Genomic DNA, 23547 nt, shown 5'->3' with positions numbered 1-23547 from the left:
ATCCAAAAACTATTACTCAATGATTTTCCATACATAATCTTCTTCACTAGAAGACATACCTTGTTTAACAGGTTCATTATAAACTTCTTCTGCCGGCATCATTTCAAAAGAAGGGATAATTGTCCCTTTTTTATGTAGTATTACATATTGTCCATCCCACACATCATTATCGCGCAACGTTTCATCATTTCGAATAGAATGCCACTCTTCTTTATCTTTTGCCACTCTAATTTCATAGATCCCGCTTAATGCTTCATCTATTTTTTCATGATGTAAAATTGCTTCAATAATTTGTACCGCTTTCACGTCATTTGGAATTGCAATATCAATTTCTTCATTTGACTGTTTTATGTATGTCACAATAATCTCTTCCACGTTTATTCACCTTTTTTCCATCATGTTTGTTACCAAGAAACATCTAAAAATGAAATATCATCGCTTGTCGGAGAGTTCTGTGCCCTCTCAATTTCTTTTAACACTTCCTCAAAGTTATACTGCTTAAGCGGTACAAGTCCGTCTGAGTGAATAACTATCCGATTAGCTTCTTGTCTTGATAATGTCTTTGAAAAAACCGCCAATTCCCCACCAATAATGCCTCGCTGTGTAGACCATCTTTTCTCTATATTTCTCTTAAACTTCATTACATTCGAACAATTCTCCTTATCTTGAAACAACTGTACAAATGAATCGCCATGTGTAACTATCGTTATCTTTGCTTTATCTTGATTTGAAATAAGTTCTATTTTCCCTCCAATAAACATCGTTTCACTACCTTGTTTTCGCTTTTCTTCCAAAACATCGCGTAGTAACCACGGTGTTTCTTCTGGCAATCGAAATGCACTCACTTCCTCTGAAGCTTCTTCTATCCAATTTTTTAACTGTTCATTTAATAATGTAGCAATATCCAGTCCACTTTCTTGACATGTTTCAAACAAGTTTACTAACTTCATACCAAGAAATTTTGCAGCAATTTCACCATGAAAAGACAGCCCTACACCATCACATAACGCAAATATGAAGCTAGTTCCATTATCTAGAAATACTAGAAAGTCTTCTCCACTCTCGTTTAAATCCTGCGTTTCTTTTGCTCTTACATAGCTATATCGATAAGTAAAATGTTTCGTTTCCTTTTCTTGCAATACCGTTTCTTTCTCTTGAGATAGAATATATTTCATCATACTTCTCTCCTATCGAACCGGCGTTGCAGCAGACATTTGAAATCCAAGTGATACTAAGTCCGCATTTGTCCCAGGAAACATCATCACAGCACCATCTGCAATATGAAACCCATGTTCCATCATCATCTCACGATAGCTTTGAGGGATAGGCGATGAAAGTCTTTGCAACTTTGCACCATATTCATCTGTAATCTCTGTATTTGGCATAATTCCTTCCCACTTCTTTATATTAGAAATTTGTTCTTGCATAATTTCATCTGAAATAAAAATATTTTCAATTAGTACGTTTCCATCAGGTACAGACATATTCATAATTCTTCGTACAATTAATTCTGGATCTTCACCAGTTGATGCCCCATCTGTCATATGACAGACAATAGGAGCTGGCCCGTCTTGTAAATTTGGTAGTTCCTTTTGCAATAACTTCTCCACTACAGAGAAAGCTTTTGCTGTATCAGTTAAACGATGCGTTTGGATTTTTTCTAGTGGGCGAAGTCTTGCTACCTCATCTATTGTTTTCACACCACCCAATAAATCAAAAACATGATCGCTATAGGCTAAAATAGATAACTTATATCTCGGAAGCAAGCGACTACCTTTTGTTGAACGAAATACCATTTGGCGAATCGCTAAAGAAAGAGCATCCGTTACAATATCAATTCTTCTTTTTTCTTCTCCGCCTGCATCCATCATTTGGTTCATTGATGCGCTTACATCAAGAAGATAAATTATATAAGCTGGTGTTTGCTGTGTTGCTTGAGTTTGATATAACATGTTTCATACCCTTCCATACATTATTATATGAACTTTTTTTATATTCATATTTCATTATAACTTATGAATTTTCTTTTTCTCAATTCATTATAAAATGTTCTTAATATAATTTACATATTTTCACACAAAAAATTTATTCCTTTTAACATATGTTGAAAGGAATAAACCCCTTCATACTATAGAAGGGGTTTATTATTACGGTATAAGACGCATACAATCTCTCGGAAAGGCACTCGCCTCTCGTACATTTGTTAATTCTAATAGTTTGTATACAACTCTCTCTAATCCAATTCCAAAACCACCATGTGGGGGACAACCGTATCGGAATGTATTTAAATAAGATTGAAATGTATCTGGATGTAACCCTTTTTCTTTAAAAGAAGCAAGTAACATTTCATAATCATGAATTCGCTGTGCCCCTGATGTTATTTCTAATCCTTTATATAGTAAGTCGAACGAATCAGTAATAGACGGATTCTCATTATTCGGCATCGTATACATCGGCCTAGCTTCTTTCGGATAATGTGTAATGAAAACTAACTCACTCTTATATGTTTCCTTCACATATTTCCCTAGTAGCTTTTCACCTTCTGTATCTAAATCCCCAATTGGCGACTCTTTCCGGTATTTATTTTTCAAAATTTCTTGCGCTTCTAACAATGTAATTTTCGGTATTTCTGTAATAACAGGTACTTCTATTTGTAATAGTTTTAGTTCTTTTTCACAGTTTTTTGCTACTTGTTGAAACATATATCGTAAAACATCCGTTTCTAATTGCATTACCTCATGAAAATCATGAATAAATCCAAGTTCTACGTCTAACGATATATATTCATTCAAATGACGGGAAGAATTATGATGTTCCGCTCTGTAAACAGGTGCAACTTCAAAAACACGTTCTAACCCTCCAGCTACCATCATCTGTTTATAAAACTGTGGTGATTGTGCTAAATAAGCTTCTTTTTGAAAGTATGGAAGTTTAAAAACATTCGCTCCTCCTTCTGCCCCTTGTGAAACAATTTTCGGAGTAAATACACGTGTAAAATCGTTCTCTATAAGAAATTCACTAAAGCTCTGAACGAGCGTAGATTTCACTTTAAATATCGCCGCGGTTCGCTCATGTCTTAATGATAATACCCGTTCATTCAGTAGTTGATCTAAGCCAACTTGTAATTTCTTTTTATTTATTTCAAATGGAAGTGGTTCTGCGCCATTTAATATTTTCACTTCGTGAGCAAGCACTTCGACCCCTAACTCTGTTTTCGAAGTCTCTACAATTTCACCAACGACTTGAACGACACTTTCCACATCTACCTTATATCCAGCTAACTCATTTTCTAATACACATTGCATAACTCCTGATCGATCCCTTATTAATAAAAAGCTAACATTACCTAGATGACGAATCTTTTTTACCCATCCTTGAAGTAATACAACCTTTCCGCTTTGTACCGTACATTCTTTTGTGAGTGAACGCTTCATTATTAACTCCATTATTTTTCCCTCCAGTAATTTTATATTTATTTACGTTATTGTTGTCATCGTCATCATCCACGGTCACTCACCTCCTTTCAAAGAATACAAAAATCCGCCCCTATAAATAGGGACGGATTTTTCCGCGGTACCACCCAAATTGTCATAATGACCATCTTAGCCCTGATAACGGTAGGTACCGTTTGCTTTTACTAATTATCACGTTCAAAGCAACACTCACAGGTGTCTTTCCATCATGCGGTATCGCAATCTTCTCAGCAACCGATTGCTCTCTGTAGACCTTTGCATCATGTACTTTTCCTGATCCTCACTTTTTATATTTACAGAGTATTCTATCTCTTCGTATTATAAAACGCAAGCCTTTTTAAATATATTTTGATTTTTCAAATCCAATTTTGTACAATCTCCTCTAAAGCCATACCACGTGAGCCTTTCAGTAATACAACATCCTTTTTCGAAATAATTTTCAATATTTCCTCTGCTATCTTGGTCTTATTATTAAATGACTGTACTTTTCCTGTATCATATTTCTTTCTTGCTTCTTCCGCTACAATTTCAGCTAACTCTCCATAGGTAAATACATATTGAATGCTCTCTTCATTTAACATTTTGCCAATTTCTCTATGATATGTTTCAGCTTTCTTTCCTAACTCCAACATATCCCCAATCACTATCATTTTTTTCTCATAGGCATTTAATTTCTGTAACGTCTCAATTGCAACCTTCATTGAAGAAGGACTGGCATTCCATGCATCGTTAATAACCGTAAATCCTGTTTTAGCAGTTAAAAATTGAAAGCGCATATGGGTAATATTTACTTGTCGTAATGCTTCCTGTATTTTTTCTGTAGGGACATTATAATATTGACCTACAGCGATTCCGACAATCGTATTTAAAATATTATGTTTTCCATGCAAGGGAACATCGTACTGTATTTTTGAATCATTTAATTTAAAATGAACACCATATTCATCTAATTGCACGTTTGTTGGAAACAAATCATTTGTATACTTTTCACCAAATGTCTTACAATTTATACTCGATAGATTTTTATTTTGCAAAAGCAATGGTTCATCACCGTTATATAAAAACAAACCATTTCCTTTTAACCCGTCAATAATTTCTAATTTAGCCTTCGCAATCTCTTCTTTTGATCCAAGCGTCTCTAAGTGAGAATGTCCAATCATTGTAATGATCACTACATCTGGCTGTGCTATTATTGATAAGTTTCGAATTTGTCCTTTTTCACTCATCCCCATTTCAAGAATTAAAAACTCTGTATCTCGTTTCATCTCTAAAATTGTTAATGGTAAACCGATTTGACTATTAAAATTGCCCTTTGTTTTATGCACACGATGAGTTGTACTTAAAATCGTGCTTATTATATCTTTTACCGTTGTCTTACCATTACTACCTGTAATTCCAATTACTTTTACATTTAGCTCTTTTCGATAAAATTGTGCCAATTGTTGCAAAGCAAACAAAGTGTCATCAACAAATATAATTGGCATCCCTTTTGGCGGAGTGCCGTAAGACTTTTTCCATAAGGAAGCGACAGCTCCATTATCGGATGCCTCTTTCACATAATCATGTCCATCTTTCACCCTAATGATTGGAACAAATAAATTTCCTTCTTTCATGCTTTTGGAATCTATGCAGACACCATGTATCTCTATGTGATGAAACGATTCTTGTAACCCTTCACCACCTACTACTTCTTCAAGTTTTTTCAAATTCATTTGAATCAAACTATCACATTTTTCCATTTTATTACATAATTTCCGTTTCATTTACGCATATTGATAAAGTGAAACTTTAATCAGTGGGGATTTTGTTCCTCCCCACTGATTATCAGCCCTCACCAATCGGGCTTTTACGGGCAGTTGATCCCCCACCTAACTTCTTTGCTTTCCCTGAATTTTGAGGTGGAGGGTCTTACTGCCCGTTAATGCGGGATAAAAATTTTATAGCGAGGTGTTTATATGAAAAAAGCGATTAGTTTCTTTCTTCTGTTGTTATGCCTAATTGCAGTGAATGAAACATACGCCTATTCACCAAAATCTTTACCAATCTCCCAAAACTCTGATCAATGGAAAGTGAATATTGATGAACCGAAGAACATAGATAAAAATATGCTTCAAGCTAAAGAAGATGAATTTAAAACATATCAATTTTCAGTAAAAAATGTTGGTAACAGTGAAGTATATAACGTACAAGTCGAAGTATTCCGCAACGAGCCAAAAACGAAAACGAAATATGAACTTTTCTCACGAAAGGAAAGTCGCTTAGCAAGTGGAAAAACTGGATTTGAACATGCTAATTTTCCAGTTGCTACAAAAGCAGATGAAGTTGATGTAATCATTACTTGGCAAGAACACCCTTTCCGCTCCATGAGAAACGGTCAAAAAGTTGAGTCTAGAAAATTTAAAGAGCATTTTGTTTTTAAAGATGAAAAAAATAAATAGAATGCGGATAAATTCACACTATCATTCATTTAGCTACCTTTACTAGTACCAGTGCTTAAGCAAATTTAAAAGTCGTGGCTTATAAATGCCACGACTTTTTATATTAATTCGTACTAATTCCTCTTGCTGCCCAAATACGATCGATATCTGCAGCATGTTGTCCGCCATATAAAAGAGCATCCGCTTGCTTAATCGCTTTTGCTCCATCACTGAATTTAGAGTTTGGTGTTAATGACCAGTGCGATTGTAAAATAATTTTCGTTGCTACATCACGTCCAAAAGCTTGTGCCATTTCGTATTGGCCTTGTGCCCAAATTTCCCCATCATCATGTACCTCATTTGTAATATCTTTCGGATACACTTTATTCGTATCTAATCGGCGCAAGCACGTCGGATCTGAACTAGAATAAGCAGCCGCATCCCATTCTCCAACACATGCTTTTCCGTACCCTGTTGTCGATACTGCATCTTCATACGTAGCACCTAAGAAGTCGCCAAACCCTTCTCCCATCGCTCCGCCTTCTGCTGAACTACCAAAGCCAGGAACTTGGTTATCTTGAATCGAATGCCCGTATTCATGTGCGATAATACCAGCATCTTCTGCATCATCTACTCCGCCAGTACCAAAAGTTAAAGCTTTCGTTGTCGGAGAATAAAATGAGTTATCCGCCGTCGTTCCATTTACATTCACTTTAATAGAGCGATTATTAATATTTTTAAAACCTAACCCTTGAATGTAACGTTGTATTGTATCGATATGATAATACGACATAACATCTTCAAAGCTATCATTTGCACGTGTATAGTTAAATTGTAAGTTTGTAGATTTTGTATTTGCTTTTGAAGAAATCGTTACATACTCTCCAATTAAAAATCCTGTCCCATCTAAACCTTTTAACGTAACAGCCTTCAATTGATTCGTTAACGCCGTTGAATCTGCATCGTTATTATCTTTCAAGCCTACTTTACTACCGCTAGATACGACTGGGTTAGGTAAAAATACTTTTCCTGTCCCTTCAGCTTTTCGGTTTATATCAACTTTTTTAATTAACTTCCCATTTTCTGCATCAATAAATGTTTCCCATGCACCAAATGGATTATTAGCGTGGACTACAACTTTATATACTGGACGAGCAATTCCCTCTTCCACAATATATCCGAATTCTTTCTCTGTAGGTGCCCATAAGTTTTGCTCACTTGCTTCTCCTACATACGCCATTGATTTTTGAATTGCATCTTTTTCACTAATTTTTGTCGTTACTTCCTTAACACCTTTAACGGATTGATAATCAGATACAGCAAGTACTCCCTTTCCCTCTCCGTTAAGAGTAACTGTAATTTGTTTTGAAAATACAGGCGCACCATTAACAACTTGTTGGAATCTAACATATGAAGCTACTGACGTTTCTGTTGTAGAAATATATTGCAAGTCTGAAAGGTCTGTTTTCAATCCATACTGCGCAGCATTTTCTTTTAAATATTCAGTTGCTTTTTTCTGCGGCGAATAAGCTTCTAGCTTTACTTGCTGCTGTTTTTCCAATGCCGAAACCGTAGAAATCGTCCCCATTACTAACGGCACAGTCATTGCCATTGCCACCATTTTTTTATTAAACATAGAACCACTCCCCCTAATTAAGTAGCTCAACCTTATCCCATTACCACTAGGTAATCATTTCCCACAAAATGGGAGGATAAAAATTGAATCTACGAGTAATTCTCTATAAACAATTCTATTACCTTTCCATTTAGGGTGAGTGAAATTTTCTCAATATTTATGTGTAAAGTAAAAACAATACTTTAGAAAGAAATTTTCTAGAGGCCCTATCGAATGGATTATGAGAAAATTAGCCGGATAAATTTCCATCATACAAAAAGGAAGTTGGAATGATTCCAACTTCCTTTTTGCTTTAATGAGCCGCGCTTAATTTAATTCGAACTTTCGCTTCACCTAAAGATAGTTCATCGTCTTCATTCGTTAAGTGATCAAATGTAAATTGCTTAACGAGTAAATTTTCTTCCAATAAATCTTTATGGTTCGTTAATGTTCGCTTTAGTTCTTCCTCTGCATCAAGAATAACATCGACTCGTAAATTAACCGGTAAATTCAACTGCTTACGATATTCTTGAACCGCTCGAATAAATTCACGCGCCACTCCTTCTTGTAACAACTCTTCTGTTACATTCGTATCTAACATAACTGTATATTGTCCGTTTGTCGTATTAGAAAATCCTGATTTCGCGACTTTCTCTACTACTACATCTTCAGCTGTTACAACTACTTCTTCTCCTGATGCTGCTTCGTAAACTGCTCTTTCTGTAGATACAAAGTGTTGTACTTCTTCTTTTGATAATTGTTTTAACCATCCATTTAATGCATTCACATTTTTACCAAACTTCGGCCCAGCTGTTTTAAAATTCAGCTTTAATTGATAGGACGTATATTTCGTTTCATCGAGTTCAACATGAAATGCTTTGACATTTAGCTCATCCATGACGATATCACGATAAGATTCCCAATCCATATCATTTTCATTATGCGCTAGTAATACAAGTTCTGCTAACGGCTGTTTTACTTTTAAAGAATGTTGATTACGGTTACTTCTTCCAAGTTCAACAACTTGTAAAACGGCATCCATTTCCACTTCTAATTCCGGCTGAAGTAGTGATTCATTTACAACTGGATAATCCTCTAAATGAACGCTACTTCCAGTTAAATTCAAATGAATATCTTCAGCGACAAACGGTGTAAATGGTGCGATTAATTTACTAATTGTTACAAGTACTTCATGTAGTGTCTCATATGCAGCTGCTTTTTCAGCATTCATACCAGATTCCCAGAAACGATTACGTGATCGTCTTACATACCAGTTACTTACTTCATCTACAAGCGCCGCGATTTCACGAGCCGCATTCGTAAATTGATAATCATCAAGTGCTGTTCTCACTTTTTTCGTTGTGCTATGCAATCTTGATAATACCCATTCATCCAATTTCGTTCGCTTTACATCATACGTTTCATTCGGGTTATACTCATCTAAATTTGCATATAAGACGTAGAAGCTATACACATTGACTAATGTATCTACAAATTTAGATTTTGCTTCCAGTACTGTTCTTTCCGAGAAACGTTTCGCATTCCACGGAGCACTGTCCACGAGTAGCGCCCATCTTAATGCATCTGCACCAAACTGATTTACTAAATCAACTGGATCTAGTGCATTCCCTTTACTTTTAGACATTTTCTGTCCTTCTTCGTCTAATACATGCCCTAGTGATAACACTCGTTTATATGGAGCTTTTCCTGTATATAGTGCTGATACTGCTAATAAGCTATAAAACCAGCCGCGTGTTTGATCAATGCCTTCTGCAATAACATCCGCTGGAAACTGTTCTTCAAATAACTCTTTATTTTCAAATGGATAATGATATTGCGCAAATGGCATGGAACCACTATCAAACCAAACATCAATTACTTCTGGTGTACGATTCATTGTACTTCCGCATTTTTCGCAGCAAACTTGCACTTCATCTACATACGGCTTATGCAATTCCAAATCTTCAGGTGTTTCTTTCGTACTATGCTCTCTTAAGTCAGCAATGCTTTTCGGCGCGAATTGATGATCGCAACTTTCACATTCCCATACGTTTAATGGTGTTCCCCAATATCTATTTCGGCTAATATTCCAGTCCACCATATTTTCTAAAAACTTACCAAATCGTCCATGTTTCATATGGTCTGGATACCAAGTAACAGAATCGTTATTTTGTAAAAATGTATCTTTAATTGCAGTTGTTCGGATTAACCAACTCTCTCCTGCGTAATAAAGAAGTGGTGAATCACAACGCCAACAATGTGGGTAGCTATGTTCATACTTTTCTTTATGGTATAGTAAGCCTTCCTTCGCTAAATAACGAACGATATCCACGTCACAATCTTTTACAAATTTCCCTTTCAAAAATGGTACTGCTTCTGTATATTCACCTTTCTCATCTACAACATGCAAGAATGACAATCCTTCACTTTGAACGACTCTATAATCGTCCTCCCCATATGCTGGAGCGATATGAACGAGTCCTGTACCACTATCTGCCGTGACAAAATCGGCTGCGATAACTCGATAGCCATTTGTAACTTCCTTCATTGGAAATGGCGGCATATAAGATGTGTTTACTAATTCTTCACCTTTATGAACAGATAATACTTCATAGTTTTCTTTTAATACATCTTCTACACGTTCTTTCGCAACAATGTATACATGACCTTCTTGTTTCACTTTCACGTATTCCATATTTGGATGTATAGCGAGCGCAACATTTGCTGGAAGTGTCCAAGGTGTTGTTGTCCAACCTAGGAAATATTCATTTTCACTATCTTTCACTTTAAACTTAACTGTTGCACTTAAATCTTTTACTGTTTTATACCCTTGTGCAACTTCATGTGAACTTAGTGAAGTTTGACAACTTGGGCAATATGGTGAAACTCTATGTCCCTTATACAATAATCCTTTTTCATGAATCGTTCCTAAAATATGCCATACACTTTCGATATATGGATTCTCTAACGTAACGTATGGATCATCCATATCTACCCAATAACCGATGCTTTCAGTGAATTCACGCCACTGCTTCTCATATGTGAATACACTTTCTTTACACTTCTGAATAAATGGCTCAATTCCATACTCTTCGATTTCATGTTTACCAGAAATACCGAGTTGCTTCTCAACACCTAATTCTACAGGTAAACCGTGTGTATCCCATCCCGCTTTTCGTAGCACTTTATAACCAGCCATCGTTTTATATCTTGCTACTACATCTTTAATTGTCCGTCCAAGCGCATGACCTACATGCGGTAATCCATTCGCCGTTGGTGGTCCTTCATAAAATACGAAAGACTGTGCGCCTTCTCGATTCTGAATTGATTGCTCGAAAATACTTTGCTCGTTCCACTGCTTACGAATACGTGTTTCTCTCCCTACAGCTGACTCTTTTACATCTACTTTCTTCATCTACAATCACTCCTTTGAATGTTTAAAAGCACACAAAAAACCCGTCCCTATGAAGTAGGGACGGGTTTAACCGCGTTACCACCCTAATTCTATTAGCTCTTCGCTAATAGCACTTAGCAACGTACTATCATACGTGTTCTTTGTAACGGTAGACATCCGTCCGGGCTTACTTATTTTCAGCCTCGGCTCCTCGGAGATGATTTTCAAATAATGTCTGCACACCGGCTTTCAGCTATACACCGGCTCTCTGGGGAACAATTCATTATTTTACTCGTTCTCGTCTTCAGATTTGTATACTTTATTAAAAGCTATTTTATGCCATTGGGCAATGAATTGTCAACTAATTCGAAATATATATTTATTTATATCCTTTTTTCACTATTCCTATACAATTATTTCTCAAATTCTTGTATTCCAGCTAAATCTTCATCTTCTTCAATAAGCTCAGCAAAGAATCCTGATTCATCCTCACGAAGAACAATTTCAAGCTCTTCCTTCGCCTCTTCAATTCTGTTTAACTGTGCTAAATAACAAGCGCGATCGTATCTTGCTAACAAATCACTCGCATCTATTGTTAATACATCATTTGTTATTTTTTCTGCCTTTAGTGTTTGGCCGGTATCATGATATGAAGATGCTAAAGAAAGAAGAATTGCTGCTTCATTTGGATGATGTATAGAAGCATTTTCTAGTATATGAATTGCCTCTTCAAACCTTTCTTGACTTTGATACATTTCTCCTAAAGCAAGAAACGCTCTACTTACAAACGGTGTTTGCTCCGTTAATTGTAAGGTAATCTTTTCTGCTTTTCTTTCTTCTCCTATTTTAAAGAATACTTGCGCTTGTAAAAGAAGCGTATCATAATCATCTGGTAACTCTCGAACCATTTGCTTCGTTATTTCTGAAGCATCCCGTAACATATCTTCTTCCTCACACGCTATGAAAAGATTTACAAGTTGCTTCGCTACATCGTAATCCCATTTATTTTCTAACGATGTTTGCAATACATCTTTCGCCTCTTTATACATCGCCACATTCTCGTAAAATAGTGAAAATCGCTGCGCTGCCATACTATTTTTTTGATTTAACTTTAACGAAATTTCATACAAATCAATGATTGTAGTAATAATCGAAATTTCTTTCGCACGGTTTTTCATACGATAAAAAGCTCTCGTAATTATGGATTTCTTCGGCTGTTCATTTTGTTGACGTTCAATCCATCTTTCCGTCACCGCAGATGCAGCATACATAAATGCCATACTTCTTTCTGCCTTCTTCACCTTTAATGTATGAAGAAAATCTCGTATGTTAGACAATTTCTTATGTTGTTCTATCGCTTTTACATACACATCAAATATTCGTTCATTATTTGCATCTTTTTGTATAACTTTCATTGCAATTTCAATTGCTTTTTCATCTCTTTTTTTCACTAACACTTTGGCATAATGATATAGAACTTCTATATGCTCACTATCTAATTGAAGTGCCTCTTCAATCTGTGCTTGTTCTTTATCTATTTCATCCATCGCTCCATACACATATGCAATCGCATCTAATCGCCATATTTCAGGTGCTTCGTCCGCTAATTGTTCTAGTTCTGTCAGTAACTCTTCCTGAAGACTCATTTCTACTGAAAGCTGCGCCAAATATTCCATATTAATATGCATCGGCTCTTCTTTCATAGCCTGAACCATATGACTTTGTTCTTTAGAACGATTTTCTTCTTTTTCGTATATTTCTGCAAGCTGTAAATGTACACCTTCGAAATTCTCATCAAGCTCTAAACATGTTTCATACGCTTGTTTTGCTTCCGTCAATTGCCCTAATACCATAAGTGTTTCACCCATTCGGTAATAAGGTAATGCCGTTTCCTTTTGTTCTATCGCCTTATTATACCTTTTCATCGCTTGGCCGTACTGCCCAATAGATTCATATAAAATACCTGTATAACAACCGTATTCGCTTATTTCATTTCTTTCTTTGTGTAACGTTCTTAAGAATGCTATACCTCTTTGTACAAATACCGTTCCTTTAATTCGATTCACATATTCATCTAACGCACTTGCCACATTATATTCGCTCTGCTTTATACCACTCTCTAACTTAGACAAAGCTACTTTAAACCCTTCTTCATTTCCACCAAGTTCAACCTCAGCATCCCATAGAACCATTCCCGCATTCATAAGAAAATCTTGGCTCTTTTCAATTTGTTTTTCAATACCGAGAATATATTGTTTCGCTTCCTTGTATTGTTCTTTCGCCATATAAACTTGCGTAAGTCCAAAGTGAGAATAAACATCATCATGATTTTCTTCTAATGCACGATTATACAATGTTTCTGCTTCTTCCAGACTATCATTTTGAAAATGATAGTCACCGAGTTTTACATATAGAGGTGCCTTATCGTCACAATTCTCAATACCTTTTAATAAAATTTCTTTCGTACTTTCCTCATCCTTCAAATCAGACTCGTATATTTCCGAAAGTTTCGTATAGATGTAAGGTGCATTACTATCCAAATAAATCGCTACTTTAAGCCCTTTTATCGCTAAATGTAATTTCCCTAAATGATGCGCACATCTCGCGCGCTCATACCATACATGTGCCTCATTTTTATTCTCTCTTAATAGGTCATTAAAAATTTCATACGCTTCTTCATATCTTTCTAAATCTATTAATATTAATCCGTGATTCGTTAAAGTGAATCTTTCTGGACTACGTTCTAAAGCAACTTGAGAAAACTGCAACGCCTTTTCAGATTGATCGATATACATGTATGATAAAGCGAGAAAACTCCAAGTAATCGGCTGATCTGCGTCTAATTGTAATGATGAACGAAAACTTGAAATCGCTTCTATATAACTCTCCTGTTCAAAAGCATATCTTCCGTTTATTAAATGATATAAAGCACGATTATTTTTCTTCTCAACACTTGTCAGCATTTGCCCGGCTTTTTCTAATTCTTGAAGGCGAATAAAGCACTGCGCACCATGCAATTTAACAAAATCTGAGTTTGGAAACTTCTCCATTAACTTTTCAATACAACATATAATAAACTCATTATCTACTTCAACATCTAAATGCTTAACCGTATATAACCACGTATTCGGATTATCACTCGTCTCTTTTAAAAATTGTACTAAGTTATGAATCCCCTCTTTATCATGTTCATCTAAATGATCCGTAAGAGAAAAAACAGATTTAAAATAATGATTTTCTTCTTCATTTAAAAATGCTAATCGCTCCTTCTTTTCTTTCGGAACAAACGTAATCGCTAAACAACCTGTGTAACGATATTTTTCTTGTAACTTACTATATTCCACAATAACTGGTTCTATAAAGTTCGGATCTTGAACATAAAAAGCTTGTAACGTATCATCATATCCAGATAGTACTTGTACATGTGAAGCATGCTCAATATCTATACTTAATAAAACCGGAATCCCTTCATCCAGCAGTCTCTTATAATTTTCTTCATTACCTTTAAAATAACAATATTCATAACCTAATTGTTCTAAATAAGAAACAGTATCTGAAAACTTTGAGCCTGTCATATCAAAAATAAACTCTGCTATTTCATCTTGTGTACGTTTTTCTCCCCATAATTGCAACATCATTTCTAAACTTGTCGGAACACAATAATTATCCTTTTGTACAATCGGAATTATCGGTAAGTGCACCTTTTTTCCATCTGGATTTTTTTCTAAATTATGATATAAAGACTCTTTTAAACTTTTTTCTTCTTTTAATAACTGTTGTAAATCTACAAGTTTATTCATTTTGTAAAGCGCTTCTGCACGTAAATGTACAAAGTAAGCTTTATACGCATGATAAGGAAGCTGATTATTTATATTATCTATTACCGCTAACATTTCTTCATACTTCCTTAAATCTAATAAATATTTTACCTTTTCAAAATGAAAATATGGTACTTGCGGGAACTTTACAATCGCATCATCAATTAGCTGTAAAGCACGTTTTTGTTCTCCTTGATTCGCATATAACTGTGATAATAAATAGGTAGATAACTCTTCACAATCTTTATGCTGCATGCCAGCTATAAATTGTTCTTCTGCTTTCTCCCATTCACCTGTATGCATATAGACGTAGCCCCATTTATCAAATACGGCACGTGAACTGTACTCCTCTGCCTTTTGCATATAGATTTGTGCTTCTTCATTTCGTTTCATTTCCAACAAACATCGTACTAACGTAAAATATGTTTTCGCTAAAAGATCAGCTTCTATTTCTTCTTTATTTACCTCTTCTAATGAGTCTTTTAACAACTGTTCTACTTCAAGTATTTTCCGCTCATCAATTAACTCATCACAATATAAAGAGAGCGTTCTCATATTTGGGAATTTTTTGTAGGCGTAGCGAATGAGGAATGAACTGTATTGGTGCATAAGCCCTTCATCAGTAAGACGTATTAATATGTCAAACTCCTTATGCGAAGGAACACTAGCAAGCCAATTCTTCAAATAAGATAAAGTATTCTTTTCTTTTATATATGAAATTTCATTATTTATTTCCTGTAATCCATCTATAAATCTCTTGTCTTTCAAACAAGCATCTAACTGCTTAAAATCTAGCATGTATTCACCTCGAATATTTATTTATACTGCTACTTGCTTAGATTTTACACATCATATTGTAGGTATTCAACTAAAATCTCTTATAATGGATGGTATTAATTAATATTATTCAAATTTATAACAAAATATAGTAAAAATGATTGTTTTTCTCCATATTTTGTTTAATTAAATGGAATAACGTAACATGAGGATCTTATCTTTTGGAAGCCGAAATCCGTACATGGAATTATATCGGCGATAATTCAAATATATCAGCGATTATACGGTGCATATCGACTTACCGACAAAAAATGACAATCCTCAATAAATCGCTATCTTTCAACATTCTATTTCACCAAATGTAATTTTCATACTCGGAGCATATACTAAAGAAGAGTGCATTTGAAATGCTTTAAAAAATCGGAGTTCAGCTTCATATTGAGTTAGCGCATCATCATATGTTAATCCTCTAGTCATTAAACGTTCTATAACTTGCTGTTTATCACCTGGATGCCCTGCAACCCCCTCTTCTTTTAATGAATGATACAACCTTTTTTTATCATTACGGTGCATATTAGAATCTAAAAAGTTCACTTTATCACTTACTCTACATTCAATATTTTTTACGCCTAGTTCACTTAAAAACATCGGTATTTTCATACCAATATTTCCATCTTTTCCGCTTCTCTGCATGTCACTTTCAAATAACTTCTGCAAAGCACCTAGTCTAATAATTTCCGGTTGATTCTCTCCATCTAAAGAGTATGAAGACATATTTGATATCCAATGTGGTTCAAAACAGATTATTTTTCCGCCCCTTTTAATTGAATGTATCATTTTTTGTAGCATCGTTTTTGGCGAACTCATATGTAATAAGTAAGCATGACAAATTGCTATATCGTATGTATCGTTCAATTCAATTTCTGTAGCATCTCCCTCAAGAAATTCTGTCTCATACGGAAGTAAACGAAACAACTCTCTCGCTTCAGCTAGTAATGTTTCTCCACTATCAATGCCTGTATACTTTGATCCTTCTGGAAGTAAAGGCATTAATACTAAGCCTAAATAACCATATCCACAACCATAATCAACGATATGTAATGGCTTAGTAATCTTCCAAACTGTATTTACTAAAAAGCTGACATAATCGTCATTGTAATATAAATCTCTCGTGTTTTTTAAATATTTTAATTTACTGTTCCAATCGTATGTTTCCAAGTTTAACACCTCCTTTTTATATATGACATTACAATTCTCCATTTAATAAGGACATTCCTACACCTGAAACAATTCTAGAAAAATTTAGATTTAATAAAATAAAACTTCTGCTTTCATATTTTCTATAAAAATAAATAGGCATACATATCTACTATGATACGTATACCTATTTATTTTACATCTCCTCAGGAGCATCCACCCCAAGTAATCGTAACCCCTCTTTTAAGACAACTGTCACAGCATACACTAATGCAAGTCTGCTGTCTTTCTCTTTACTCTCTTCCAATATACGTACATTTCCGTAATATTTATTAAACGATTGTGCTAGATCTAATACGTATTTCGAAATGATTGATGGCTCATTTTTGTTGAAGGCTGCCTCAATTACTTGTGGGAATTTATTAAGTAATTTTACGACACTCCAGCTATGATCATCTTTTAATGCAAACGTACACGTTTCAAATTCTACACTTTCTTTTCTTAAAATAGAGCAAGCACGTGCATGTGTGTACTGTACATACGGTCCTGTTTCACCTTCAAATTTCAGCATATTTTCTAATGAGAATTCAATATTATGCATACGCTCATTTTTTAAATCATGAAAAATAACTGCCCCTACACCAACTTGCTTTGCTACTTCTTCTTTTTGTTTTAAGTTTGGATTTTTCTCTTCAATATTTTGTATTGCAAGGTCTATTGCATCTTCAAGTACTTCTTCAAGTAAAATAACTCTTCCTTTACGTGTCGACATTTTCTTACCGTCTTTTAAAATGAACCCAAACGGTACATGTTCCATGCCCTCAACCCAATTGTAACCAAGCTTTTTTAATACAGTGAAAAATTGATTAAAATGTAAACTTTGTTCTGGGCCAACTACATATAACGCTTTATCAAATGCATATGTGTTTTGACGGTATACAGCTGCCGTTAAGTCACGTGTTGCGTAAATCGTCGCACCATCTGATTTTCTAATTAAGCAAGGCGGCATTCCCTCTTCTTCTAAATTAACGACTAACGCGCCTTCAGACTCTTCAAGCAAATCATGTTCTTCTAAAATTCCAATAAAATCTTCCATTAAGTTATTATAAAAAGCTTCTCCTTGAAAATTAGTAAATTCAACACCGAGAAGTTCATAAATACGAGAAAATTCTTTTAAGGATTCGTGACGGAACCAATTCCAAAGCTCAACCGCTTCTTCATCACCTTCTTCTAATTTCTTAAACCAAGCGCGTCCATCTTCTTCTAGTTCTTCGTCGTCTTTTACCTCATCATGGAATTGAACATATAACTTAAATAGTTCACGGATTGGATCCTCTTTAACTACTGCTTCATTTCCCCATTTTTTATAAGCGGTAATTAACTTTCCAAACTGTGTGCCCCAGTCTCCAATATAATTAATTCCTACAACTTCGTAGCCACATTTTTCAGCGATATGTTTCAATGAATTCCCTATCATTGTAGAACGTAAATGCCCCATTGAAAAAGGTTTCGCGATATTCGGAGAGGAATAGTCGATAACTACAGTCTTTTCACATCCAAAGTGATTTTGACCGTACTTTTCTTTCTCCGCTAAAATCGTTTTTAACACTGCATCACTTACAGTTTCACGATTAAAAAATACATTTACGTAAGGACCAACAGCCTCTACTTTCGTAAAGAACGGATCATGTAATTTCTCCGCAACTTCCTTTGCGATAATAGCTGGTGATTTTTTATATTGCTTCGCAAGTGAAAAACATGGAAATGCCGCATCTCCGAATTCATCTTGTTTCGGCGTTTCGATTAAATCTAAAATTTGGTTTTGTGTTAATTCATTCGTGAAAATATTAGATAAACTTTCCGCAAACTGCGTTTTATAATCCATACTACAACCTCCTTAATTTTTAAAACACAAAAAACTCGTCTCTAAAAAGAGACGAGTTTTAACCCGTGGTACCACCCTTGTTGTTCATTACGAACCACTTTCCCGTTTATAACGAGGACAGGGGGCCTCGGCTTACTCTACTATTCGTTCAAGAAGCATCTCCGAAGTGCGCTTCATCTTTTTCTTCTGCACTAGGCTCACACCACCCCTAGCTCGCTTTCCTTCAAAAAAAGACTACTCTCTTCGTCACCGACAGTATATTTAATTAATTATTGCTTATTATACATCTTTTCAAACAATTAGCAAGGGTCAATTACACCAAAGTGAAACTTAGCACTTTTTCTTTTGTATACGTGAAAATTGTGTTTTTCAAATCTAGAACTACGGAAATGATCTTTCAAAACGACACGCTTTCTCGCCACACGCTTCGCTTCCGCAATTGTTTCATCAGTAATATCATGATACAAAGCGAAGTGTTTTAATCCTTTTATTCCATCTGATTCTATAACAGTTTCTTCAAACATTGGGTCAAGGTACACGACATCATAACTATTATCTTCACATTGTGTTAAAAATGCGTAATGCTCCGTTTGCTTCACATCGATTCGTTGCATTGCCTCATCAATTTCAGAAACAGATGAAGACCATGTTTTCAAACCATTTTCCATAATATAAGCCATATACTCATTGCCTTCAAGTCCCGTTACTTTTCCTCTTTCACCAACAATATAACTAGCTACAATACTATCTGATGCCATGCCAAGCGTACAATCTAACACTGTCATTCCGCTCTCTAATTGCGTGGCTTGTACAAACGGATCATGTTCTCCGCGCATTAACCTTTTCACACGAAACATCGCTGAGTTTGGATGAAAGAAAAACGACTCTTCCGTTCCTCTCGGATAAATAGCTAATCGGTTTTTCCCTACAACAAGTACATCTTGTTCATACTGCTCATGCAGTTTATGTACTGTTACGTCATTACGTTTAACGAAAGAACGATTTAATTCTGCTGCTACCTTGTTTGCATAATCTGTCATTTCTTTGTTCGTTCTTCCTGCTGTTGTTACGATCATTATTTCACCTCTATATAAAGAAAAGAGGGAGATTTACTCTCCCCCTTCTTTAGCAATTCTTTTCAAAAGCTTGTTCTAAGTTCGTAATAATTTCGTCCATAGTTGCACCTTCAATTTCATGACGGTGAATGAAGTGAACAACTTCTTTTCCTTTTAATAATGCCATAGATGGTGAAGATGGAGGAATTTCTCCGAAGTATTCACGCATTTTTGCAGTAGCATCTTTATCTTGGCCTGCGAATACAGTTACAAGATGATCAGGTTGTTTTTCAGCACGAACAACCGCTTGACCTGCTGATGGACGTGCTAAACCAGCTGCACAACCACAAACAGAGTTTACAACTACTAAAGTTGTACCTGCCGTGTTTTCCATAAATTCTGTTACAGCTTCTTCTGTAGTTAACTCTTCAAACCCAGAACGCACTAATTCTTGACGCATTGGGATTACCATTTGACGCATGTATTCTTCATAAGCATTTGACATCTTGTAATCTCTCCTTCAACTTTCATTCCAAATTCATCATATCACGCTCTATTACTAGGTGCAAAAGAAAGATTACGATGATTTCATTTTTTTGTAGGGATTTCACAAACCCCTTCACGGCAATGTCCAACTGGGACAAGTTTTCTATTGTTAGCGATATAATCGTATACTTTACTTCCAAATCCAAGTACAATAGATAGTTTGATAAAAGGCACGGCAAACCAGTAAGATGGAACAGCCTTTGCTAATACATGTATGCTATGAATCCCGTCATACCACTTATTATTTTTTAAAATATACAATCTTTGTTCCATCTTGCTTTGTAGTTCTTGAGAGAGTTCATACTTCTCAACTACATCTTCATCTCGAAATGAAACAAATTTCATCTTACCCTTTTTATCTAATTTTTTCGTACGTTCTGCAACCGCCGTACACATCGGGCACCAACTATCATAGAAAACAATCATACATTATTCTCCTTTACGAGACTCCGTCATTTGTTTCCATACAGAACCTTTTGCTTCTTCTCCGCCTTCAATACGCTCTAATGCTAGACGCGCTTGCATCGCTACTTCAAACTCTGGATCATCCTGCGCTGCTTTTAATGCCGGAATCGCACTTTCATCTCCAAGTTCAAATAAGAACATCGCTGCACGCCAGCGTACTAATTTACTTGAATCTTTCAGAGATTTAATCATAACGAACATCGCTGCTGGATCACCTACGTCAGATAAGCAATCGCCCGCTGTACGGCGAACACTTACTGAACGATCTAATAACGCTTTATATAATAACGGCAATACTCCATCACCTTTTACCATACCTAAATACGCTGTTGCTAAACGGCGGATCGAAACTTTTTCATCATCTAACGCCATCTGCAACACTAGCATATCTTCTTCAGTAGGATCCATTTGTTCTAATGCCGCAAAACGGTTTTTCCAGTCAGCATCTTTCATCATCTCTTCTGTTACTTTATATGGCTCACGCTTTTGAATCGTTACTTCAACAGCACCTGCCTGGTTTAATAATTCTTTAACTGTTTCATTTACACGTTCTTCTGAATAAGCAGCAACAATCTCTTCCACTACTTCTTTCCCGATTTCTTCAAAATTACCGTAACGTGTACTTTGTTCCACCCATTTACGTTCTTTTACAACGTTTGGTGCAGACATTTGAACTTTCATAATTGATTCTTTAAAACGATCTGGTAAGCCAACACGTTCTTCTGTTGTTCCATCTGTTAACTTTACTTGCATTGGAATTGTAAAGAACATTTGAACAAACACTTTCACTTCTCCAAAATGAGCAAGTTGTTGTCCTTCACTCTCTTCTACTACCTCTTCGCCGAAAACAGCACGAACTTGTTGTAATAAAACTTTCCAATCAAACTTTGCATTTCGCTCCACTGCTAAAAAGTCGGCTACATGATATACACCTTTAATGCCTTCAATTTTCAAAATTTCTTGCACTTGCATTGGTGCTTGTTCTTTATTTTCATTTGTATAATTATTACGCGCTCCTGATGGTAATACTTCATTCAAAATAACTTTCATTGTATTTGGACTTGGCGTCGGTTCAATTGCTTTAATCTTCACGTAAAAAACTCTCCTTTATTGCATGTTCTTAGCTGTATTGTAACATGTTCCACCTCTTTAAACCTACTCGGATGCTTTATCTTGCTGATTTCTTTCAATCATCATACTTTTCATTCTTTCTCTTTCCACCTAATTCCCCCAAACCCATTGTTTAAAATCCCATCTTATTGCGATGCACCCTCCCGCCTTCTCTCCAAAAATGTAATGCTCTCAATTACAACTTCCGTTTTATATATTCTCTTACCTTGATCATCCTCGTAATTACTCGTATGAATACGTCCGGTAATTCCAACAAGAGACGCCTTCGTACAATATTCAGTTACATTCTCAGCCGATCTGCGCCAAACGACACAATTAATAAAATCTACTTGTTGCTCACCTAAACTATTTCGAAAACCTCTATTCACCGCAACACATATTCGTGCATAAGCGACCCCTTGCTTTGTGTAGTATAATTCTGGCTCCTTTGTCAATCTACCGATTAATACAACTCGATTCATCATATGTTATACCACCTCACATATTTTTCTTTATTGTAAAGAAAAATGTATGAAGGGTAAAAAACGTAAAATAATATATTTTAAAGTAAAAAATATTATTTTATATGCTGTAAAAGAAAAAAAGAAACCTTACATATATTAAACATGTAAGGTTTCAAAATTTATACTTCACTACAGGAAATGTAATATCCACCGCGAGCCATCTTTATCTCAACACGATACATTACATTTTCTAAGTAAAAAGTAATCGGTTTAACTTTACTCTCAAAATTCAATTGTTCCTGACATTCAACCGCATACCTTTCGATAGCGGAAATAATAACTTCTGATGATGGATACGTTAAAGCATCTTCTAGTTCTATGAAAAAACTTTTAGAAAATAGTTTTTTCATAATCCTTTTCTTCTCTTTCATCATATTCCATCCCCCTTCAATTTGAGTTACCAACAACCATATTATACCATTACCGAAATTAACTTGCATTAACAGGCAGTATAAGCCTCACTGATTAAAATTTCACTCTATCTTTGAAAATAAAAAAATCCTGCATTTTTCATGCAGGATTTTTTTATTAGTCATTTTTCGTAAAGTAAGAAACGAAACGAAGAATTTCTAAGTATAACCAAACTAATGTAAGCATTAGTCCCATCGCAGTGTACCACTCCATATATTTCGGAGCTTGACTACGTACACCATTTTCGATTAAATCGAAATCTAGTAATAAGTTTAATGCAGCAACTACGATAACAACTGCACTAATAATAATACCAATTGTACCGCCTTGGTGAATATACGGAACAGTTACACCAAACATGTTTAGTAGAAATACGACTAAATACATAACCATAATTCCAAGTGTTGCTGCCATCACGCCTGTACGGAATTTATCCGTTACCTTTACTACACGCGTTGCATATAACACTAACATTGCAAATAGAATTGAGATTGTTAGTAATACAGCATTTAAAACGATAGAATCGCCAAACTTCATTGTATAAACCGCTGAAATACTACCTAATACAACCCCTTCTACTGCCGCATAGATTGGTGCACCAAAAGGTGAAATACGTGGGAAGAACATAGACGCAAATGCGATGATTGCCGCAACGATTAAAGCACCAATTAGTACTGGCATCTTCATCGTCCCCTGCATCATCTGTATGTATGAATAGACAGACGTTGCAAGTAGCAAGATAAGCATAATAAACGTTTTGCCTACTGTTCCGCCAATCGTCATCGCAGAAGCACTTGCTCCCTCTTTACGGAATGCCTCTTTTTTCAACATTGGATTAGATGTTCTCATTTTTTCCCTCC

Annotated in this window: 18 protein-coding genes and 3 other annotated features; of the genes, 1 reads left to right on the top strand and 17 read right to left on the bottom strand. The window is 35.4% G+C overall.

Annotation, left to right across the window (positions count from 1 at the left end; translation table 11 throughout):
• Window positions 1-12: 12 nt before the first annotated feature.
• The 5 genes from ILS93_RS18900 to ILS93_RS18880 all read right to left on the bottom strand — a co-directional run bounded on the left by ILS93_RS18900 (window position 13) and on the right by ILS93_RS18880 (window position 5212).
• On the bottom strand, window positions 13-375 hold the full coding sequence (locus ILS93_RS18900; protein ID WP_064473937.1) for a ubiquitin family protein: 363 nt from the start codon (window positions 373-375) through the stop codon (window positions 13-15).
• 29 nt (window positions 376-404) lie between these two features.
• Window positions 405-1178, bottom strand: coding sequence for a hypothetical protein (locus ILS93_RS18895; RefSeq protein ID WP_222661111.1), 774 nt, complete (start codon window positions 1176-1178; stop codon window positions 405-407).
• Window positions 1179-1187: 9 nt separating this feature from the next.
• Window positions 1188-1952 (bottom strand): vWA domain-containing protein, encoded by a 765-nt coding sequence (locus tag ILS93_RS18890; RefSeq protein WP_064473939.1) that lies wholly within the window; start codon window positions 1950-1952, stop codon window positions 1188-1190.
• 195 nt (window positions 1953-2147) lie between these two features.
• The gene (gene aspS / locus ILS93_RS18885; RefSeq protein WP_103655007.1) at window positions 2148-3446 is read right to left on the bottom strand and encodes an aspartate--tRNA(Asn) ligase; all 1299 of its coding nucleotides are present in this window, start codon (window positions 3444-3446) and stop codon (window positions 2148-2150) included.
• Window positions 3447-3551: 105 nt separating this feature from the next.
• Window positions 3552-3763, bottom strand: a binding site (T-box leader).
• 66 nt (window positions 3764-3829) lie between these two features.
• The gene (locus ILS93_RS18880) at window positions 3830-5212 is read right to left on the bottom strand and encodes a UDP-N-acetylmuramoyl-tripeptide--D-alanyl-D-alanine ligase (protein WP_222661109.1); all 1383 of its coding nucleotides are present in this window, start codon (window positions 5210-5212) and stop codon (window positions 3830-3832) included.
• Between the two features lie 216 nt (window positions 5213-5428).
• Here ILS93_RS18880 and ILS93_RS18875 point away from each other — a divergent pair, with 216 nt between their 5' ends.
• A complete protein-coding gene (locus tag ILS93_RS18875; RefSeq protein ID WP_103655006.1) occupies window positions 5429-5911 on the top strand; it encodes a hypothetical protein in 483 nt (160 codons plus the stop codon).
• Between the two features lie 103 nt (window positions 5912-6014).
• Here ILS93_RS18875 and ILS93_RS18870 read toward each other — a convergent pair whose 3' ends face one another.
• From ILS93_RS18870 to ILS93_RS18815, 12 genes are all read right to left on the bottom strand, one after another.
• On the bottom strand, window positions 6015-7526 hold the full coding sequence (locus ILS93_RS18870) for a M36 family metallopeptidase (protein ID WP_098111903.1): 1512 nt from the start codon (window positions 7524-7526) through the stop codon (window positions 6015-6017).
• Window positions 7527-7818: 292 nt separating this feature from the next.
• On the bottom strand, window positions 7819-10920 hold the full coding sequence (ileS, locus tag ILS93_RS18865) for an isoleucine--tRNA ligase (RefSeq protein WP_222661107.1): 3102 nt from the start codon (window positions 10918-10920) through the stop codon (window positions 7819-7821).
• Between the two features lie 53 nt (window positions 10921-10973).
• Window positions 10974-11213, bottom strand: a binding site (T-box leader).
• A 99-nt stretch (window positions 11214-11312) separates the two neighbouring features.
• Window positions 11313-15515: a bacteriocin-processing peptidase family protein gene (locus tag ILS93_RS18860; RefSeq protein WP_222661105.1), complete on the bottom strand. Its 4203-nt coding sequence runs from the start codon at window positions 15513-15515 to the stop codon at window positions 11313-11315.
• 318 nt (window positions 15516-15833) lie between these two features.
• Window positions 15834-16754: a class I SAM-dependent methyltransferase gene (locus tag ILS93_RS18855; RefSeq protein WP_222655362.1), complete on the bottom strand. Its 921-nt coding sequence runs from the start codon at window positions 16752-16754 to the stop codon at window positions 15834-15836.
• Between the two features lie 133 nt (window positions 16755-16887).
• A complete protein-coding gene (gene argS, locus ILS93_RS18850; RefSeq protein ID WP_222661102.1) occupies window positions 16888-18576 on the bottom strand; it encodes an arginine--tRNA ligase in 1689 nt (562 codons plus the stop codon).
• Window positions 18577-18620: 44 nt separating this feature from the next.
• Window positions 18621-18835 (bottom strand) — a binding site (T-box leader).
• Window positions 18836-18875: 40 nt separating this feature from the next.
• Complete coding sequence (locus ILS93_RS18845; RefSeq protein WP_088046779.1) at window positions 18876-19652, bottom strand: class I SAM-dependent methyltransferase; 777 nt, start codon at window positions 19650-19652, stop codon at window positions 18876-18878.
• 49 nt (window positions 19653-19701) lie between these two features.
• A complete protein-coding gene (locus ILS93_RS18840) occupies window positions 19702-20136 on the bottom strand; it encodes a BrxA/BrxB family bacilliredoxin (RefSeq protein WP_000063705.1) in 435 nt (144 codons plus the stop codon).
• Window positions 20137-20219: 83 nt separating this feature from the next.
• Window positions 20220-20603 (bottom strand): thiol-disulfide oxidoreductase DCC family protein, encoded by a 384-nt coding sequence (locus ILS93_RS18835; protein WP_000634876.1) that lies wholly within the window; start codon window positions 20601-20603, stop codon window positions 20220-20222.
• 3 nt (window positions 20604-20606) lie between these two features.
• Complete coding sequence (locus ILS93_RS18830; protein WP_064473949.1) at window positions 20607-21734, bottom strand: conserved virulence factor C family protein; 1128 nt, start codon at window positions 21732-21734, stop codon at window positions 20607-20609.
• Between the two features lie 164 nt (window positions 21735-21898).
• A complete protein-coding gene (locus ILS93_RS18825) occupies window positions 21899-22237 on the bottom strand; it encodes a single-stranded DNA-binding protein (RefSeq protein ID WP_064473950.1) in 339 nt (112 codons plus the stop codon).
• 158 nt (window positions 22238-22395) lie between these two features.
• Complete coding sequence (locus ILS93_RS18820; protein ID WP_088046778.1) at window positions 22396-22650, bottom strand: DUF4318 domain-containing protein; 255 nt, start codon at window positions 22648-22650, stop codon at window positions 22396-22398.
• 154 nt (window positions 22651-22804) lie between these two features.
• On the bottom strand, window positions 22805-23536 hold the full coding sequence (locus tag ILS93_RS18815; protein ID WP_001260655.1) for a Bax inhibitor-1/YccA family protein: 732 nt from the start codon (window positions 23534-23536) through the stop codon (window positions 22805-22807).
• Window positions 23537-23547 lie beyond the last annotated feature (11 nt).

Origin of the sequence: Bacillus sp. 16GRE42 (genome assembly GCF_019837435.1) — a bacterium.
In the GTDB taxonomy this organism is placed as follows: Bacteria; Bacillota; Bacilli; order Bacillales; family Bacillaceae_G; genus Bacillus_A; species Bacillus_A wiedmannii.
This window is presented reverse-complemented; position numbering and strand designations above follow the sequence as displayed.

Bases quoted from the DNA above. Each gene is read 5' to 3' on its own strand.
- ILS93_RS18895 (WP_222661111.1), bottom strand. From the start codon at position 1,178: ATGATGAAATATATTCTATCTCAAGAGAAAGAAACGGTATTGCAAGAA.
- ILS93_RS18890 (WP_064473939.1), bottom strand. From the start codon at position 1,952: ATGTTATATCAAACTCAAGCAACACAGCAAACACCAGCTTATATAATT.
- aspS (WP_103655007.1), bottom strand. From the start codon at position 3,446: ATGGAGTTAATAATGAAGCGTTCACTCACAAAAGAATGTACGGTACAA.
- ILS93_RS18880 (WP_222661109.1), bottom strand. From the start codon at position 5,212: ATGGAAAAATGTGATAGTTTGATTCAAATGAATTTGAAAAAACTTGAA.
- ILS93_RS18875 (WP_103655006.1), top strand. From the start codon at position 5,429: ATGAAAAAAGCGATTAGTTTCTTTCTTCTGTTGTTATGCCTAATTGCA.
- ILS93_RS18870 (WP_098111903.1), bottom strand. From the start codon at position 7,526: ATGTTTAATAAAAAAATGGTGGCAATGGCAATGACTGTGCCGTTAGTA.
- ileS (WP_222661107.1), bottom strand. From the start codon at position 10,920: ATGAAGAAAGTAGATGTAAAAGAGTCAGCTGTAGGGAGAGAAACACGT.
- ILS93_RS18860 (WP_222661105.1), bottom strand. From the start codon at position 15,515: ATGCTAGATTTTAAGCAGTTAGATGCTTGTTTGAAAGACAAGAGATTT.
- ILS93_RS18855 (WP_222655362.1), bottom strand. From the start codon at position 16,754: ATGGAGAATTGTAATGTCATATATAAAAAGGAGGTGTTAAACTTGGAA.
- argS (WP_222661102.1), bottom strand. From the start codon at position 18,576: ATGGATTATAAAACGCAGTTTGCGGAAAGTTTATCTAATATTTTCACG.
- ILS93_RS18845 (WP_088046779.1), bottom strand. From the start codon at position 19,652: ATGATCGTAACAACAGCAGGAAGAACGAACAAAGAAATGACAGATTAT.
- ILS93_RS18840 (WP_000063705.1), bottom strand. From the start codon at position 20,136: ATGTCAAATGCTTATGAAGAATACATGCGTCAAATGGTAATCCCAATG.
- ILS93_RS18835 (WP_000634876.1), bottom strand. From the start codon at position 20,603: ATGATTGTTTTCTATGATAGTTGGTGCCCGATGTGTACGGCGGTTGCA.
- ILS93_RS18825 (WP_064473950.1), bottom strand. From the start codon at position 22,237: ATGATGAATCGAGTTGTATTAATCGGTAGATTGACAAAGGAGCCAGAA.
- ILS93_RS18820 (WP_088046778.1), bottom strand. From the start codon at position 22,650: ATGATGAAAGAGAAGAAAAGGATTATGAAAAAACTATTTTCTAAAAGT.
- ILS93_RS18815 (WP_001260655.1), bottom strand. From the start codon at position 23,536: ATGAGAACATCTAATCCAATGTTGAAAAAAGAGGCATTCCGTAAAGAG.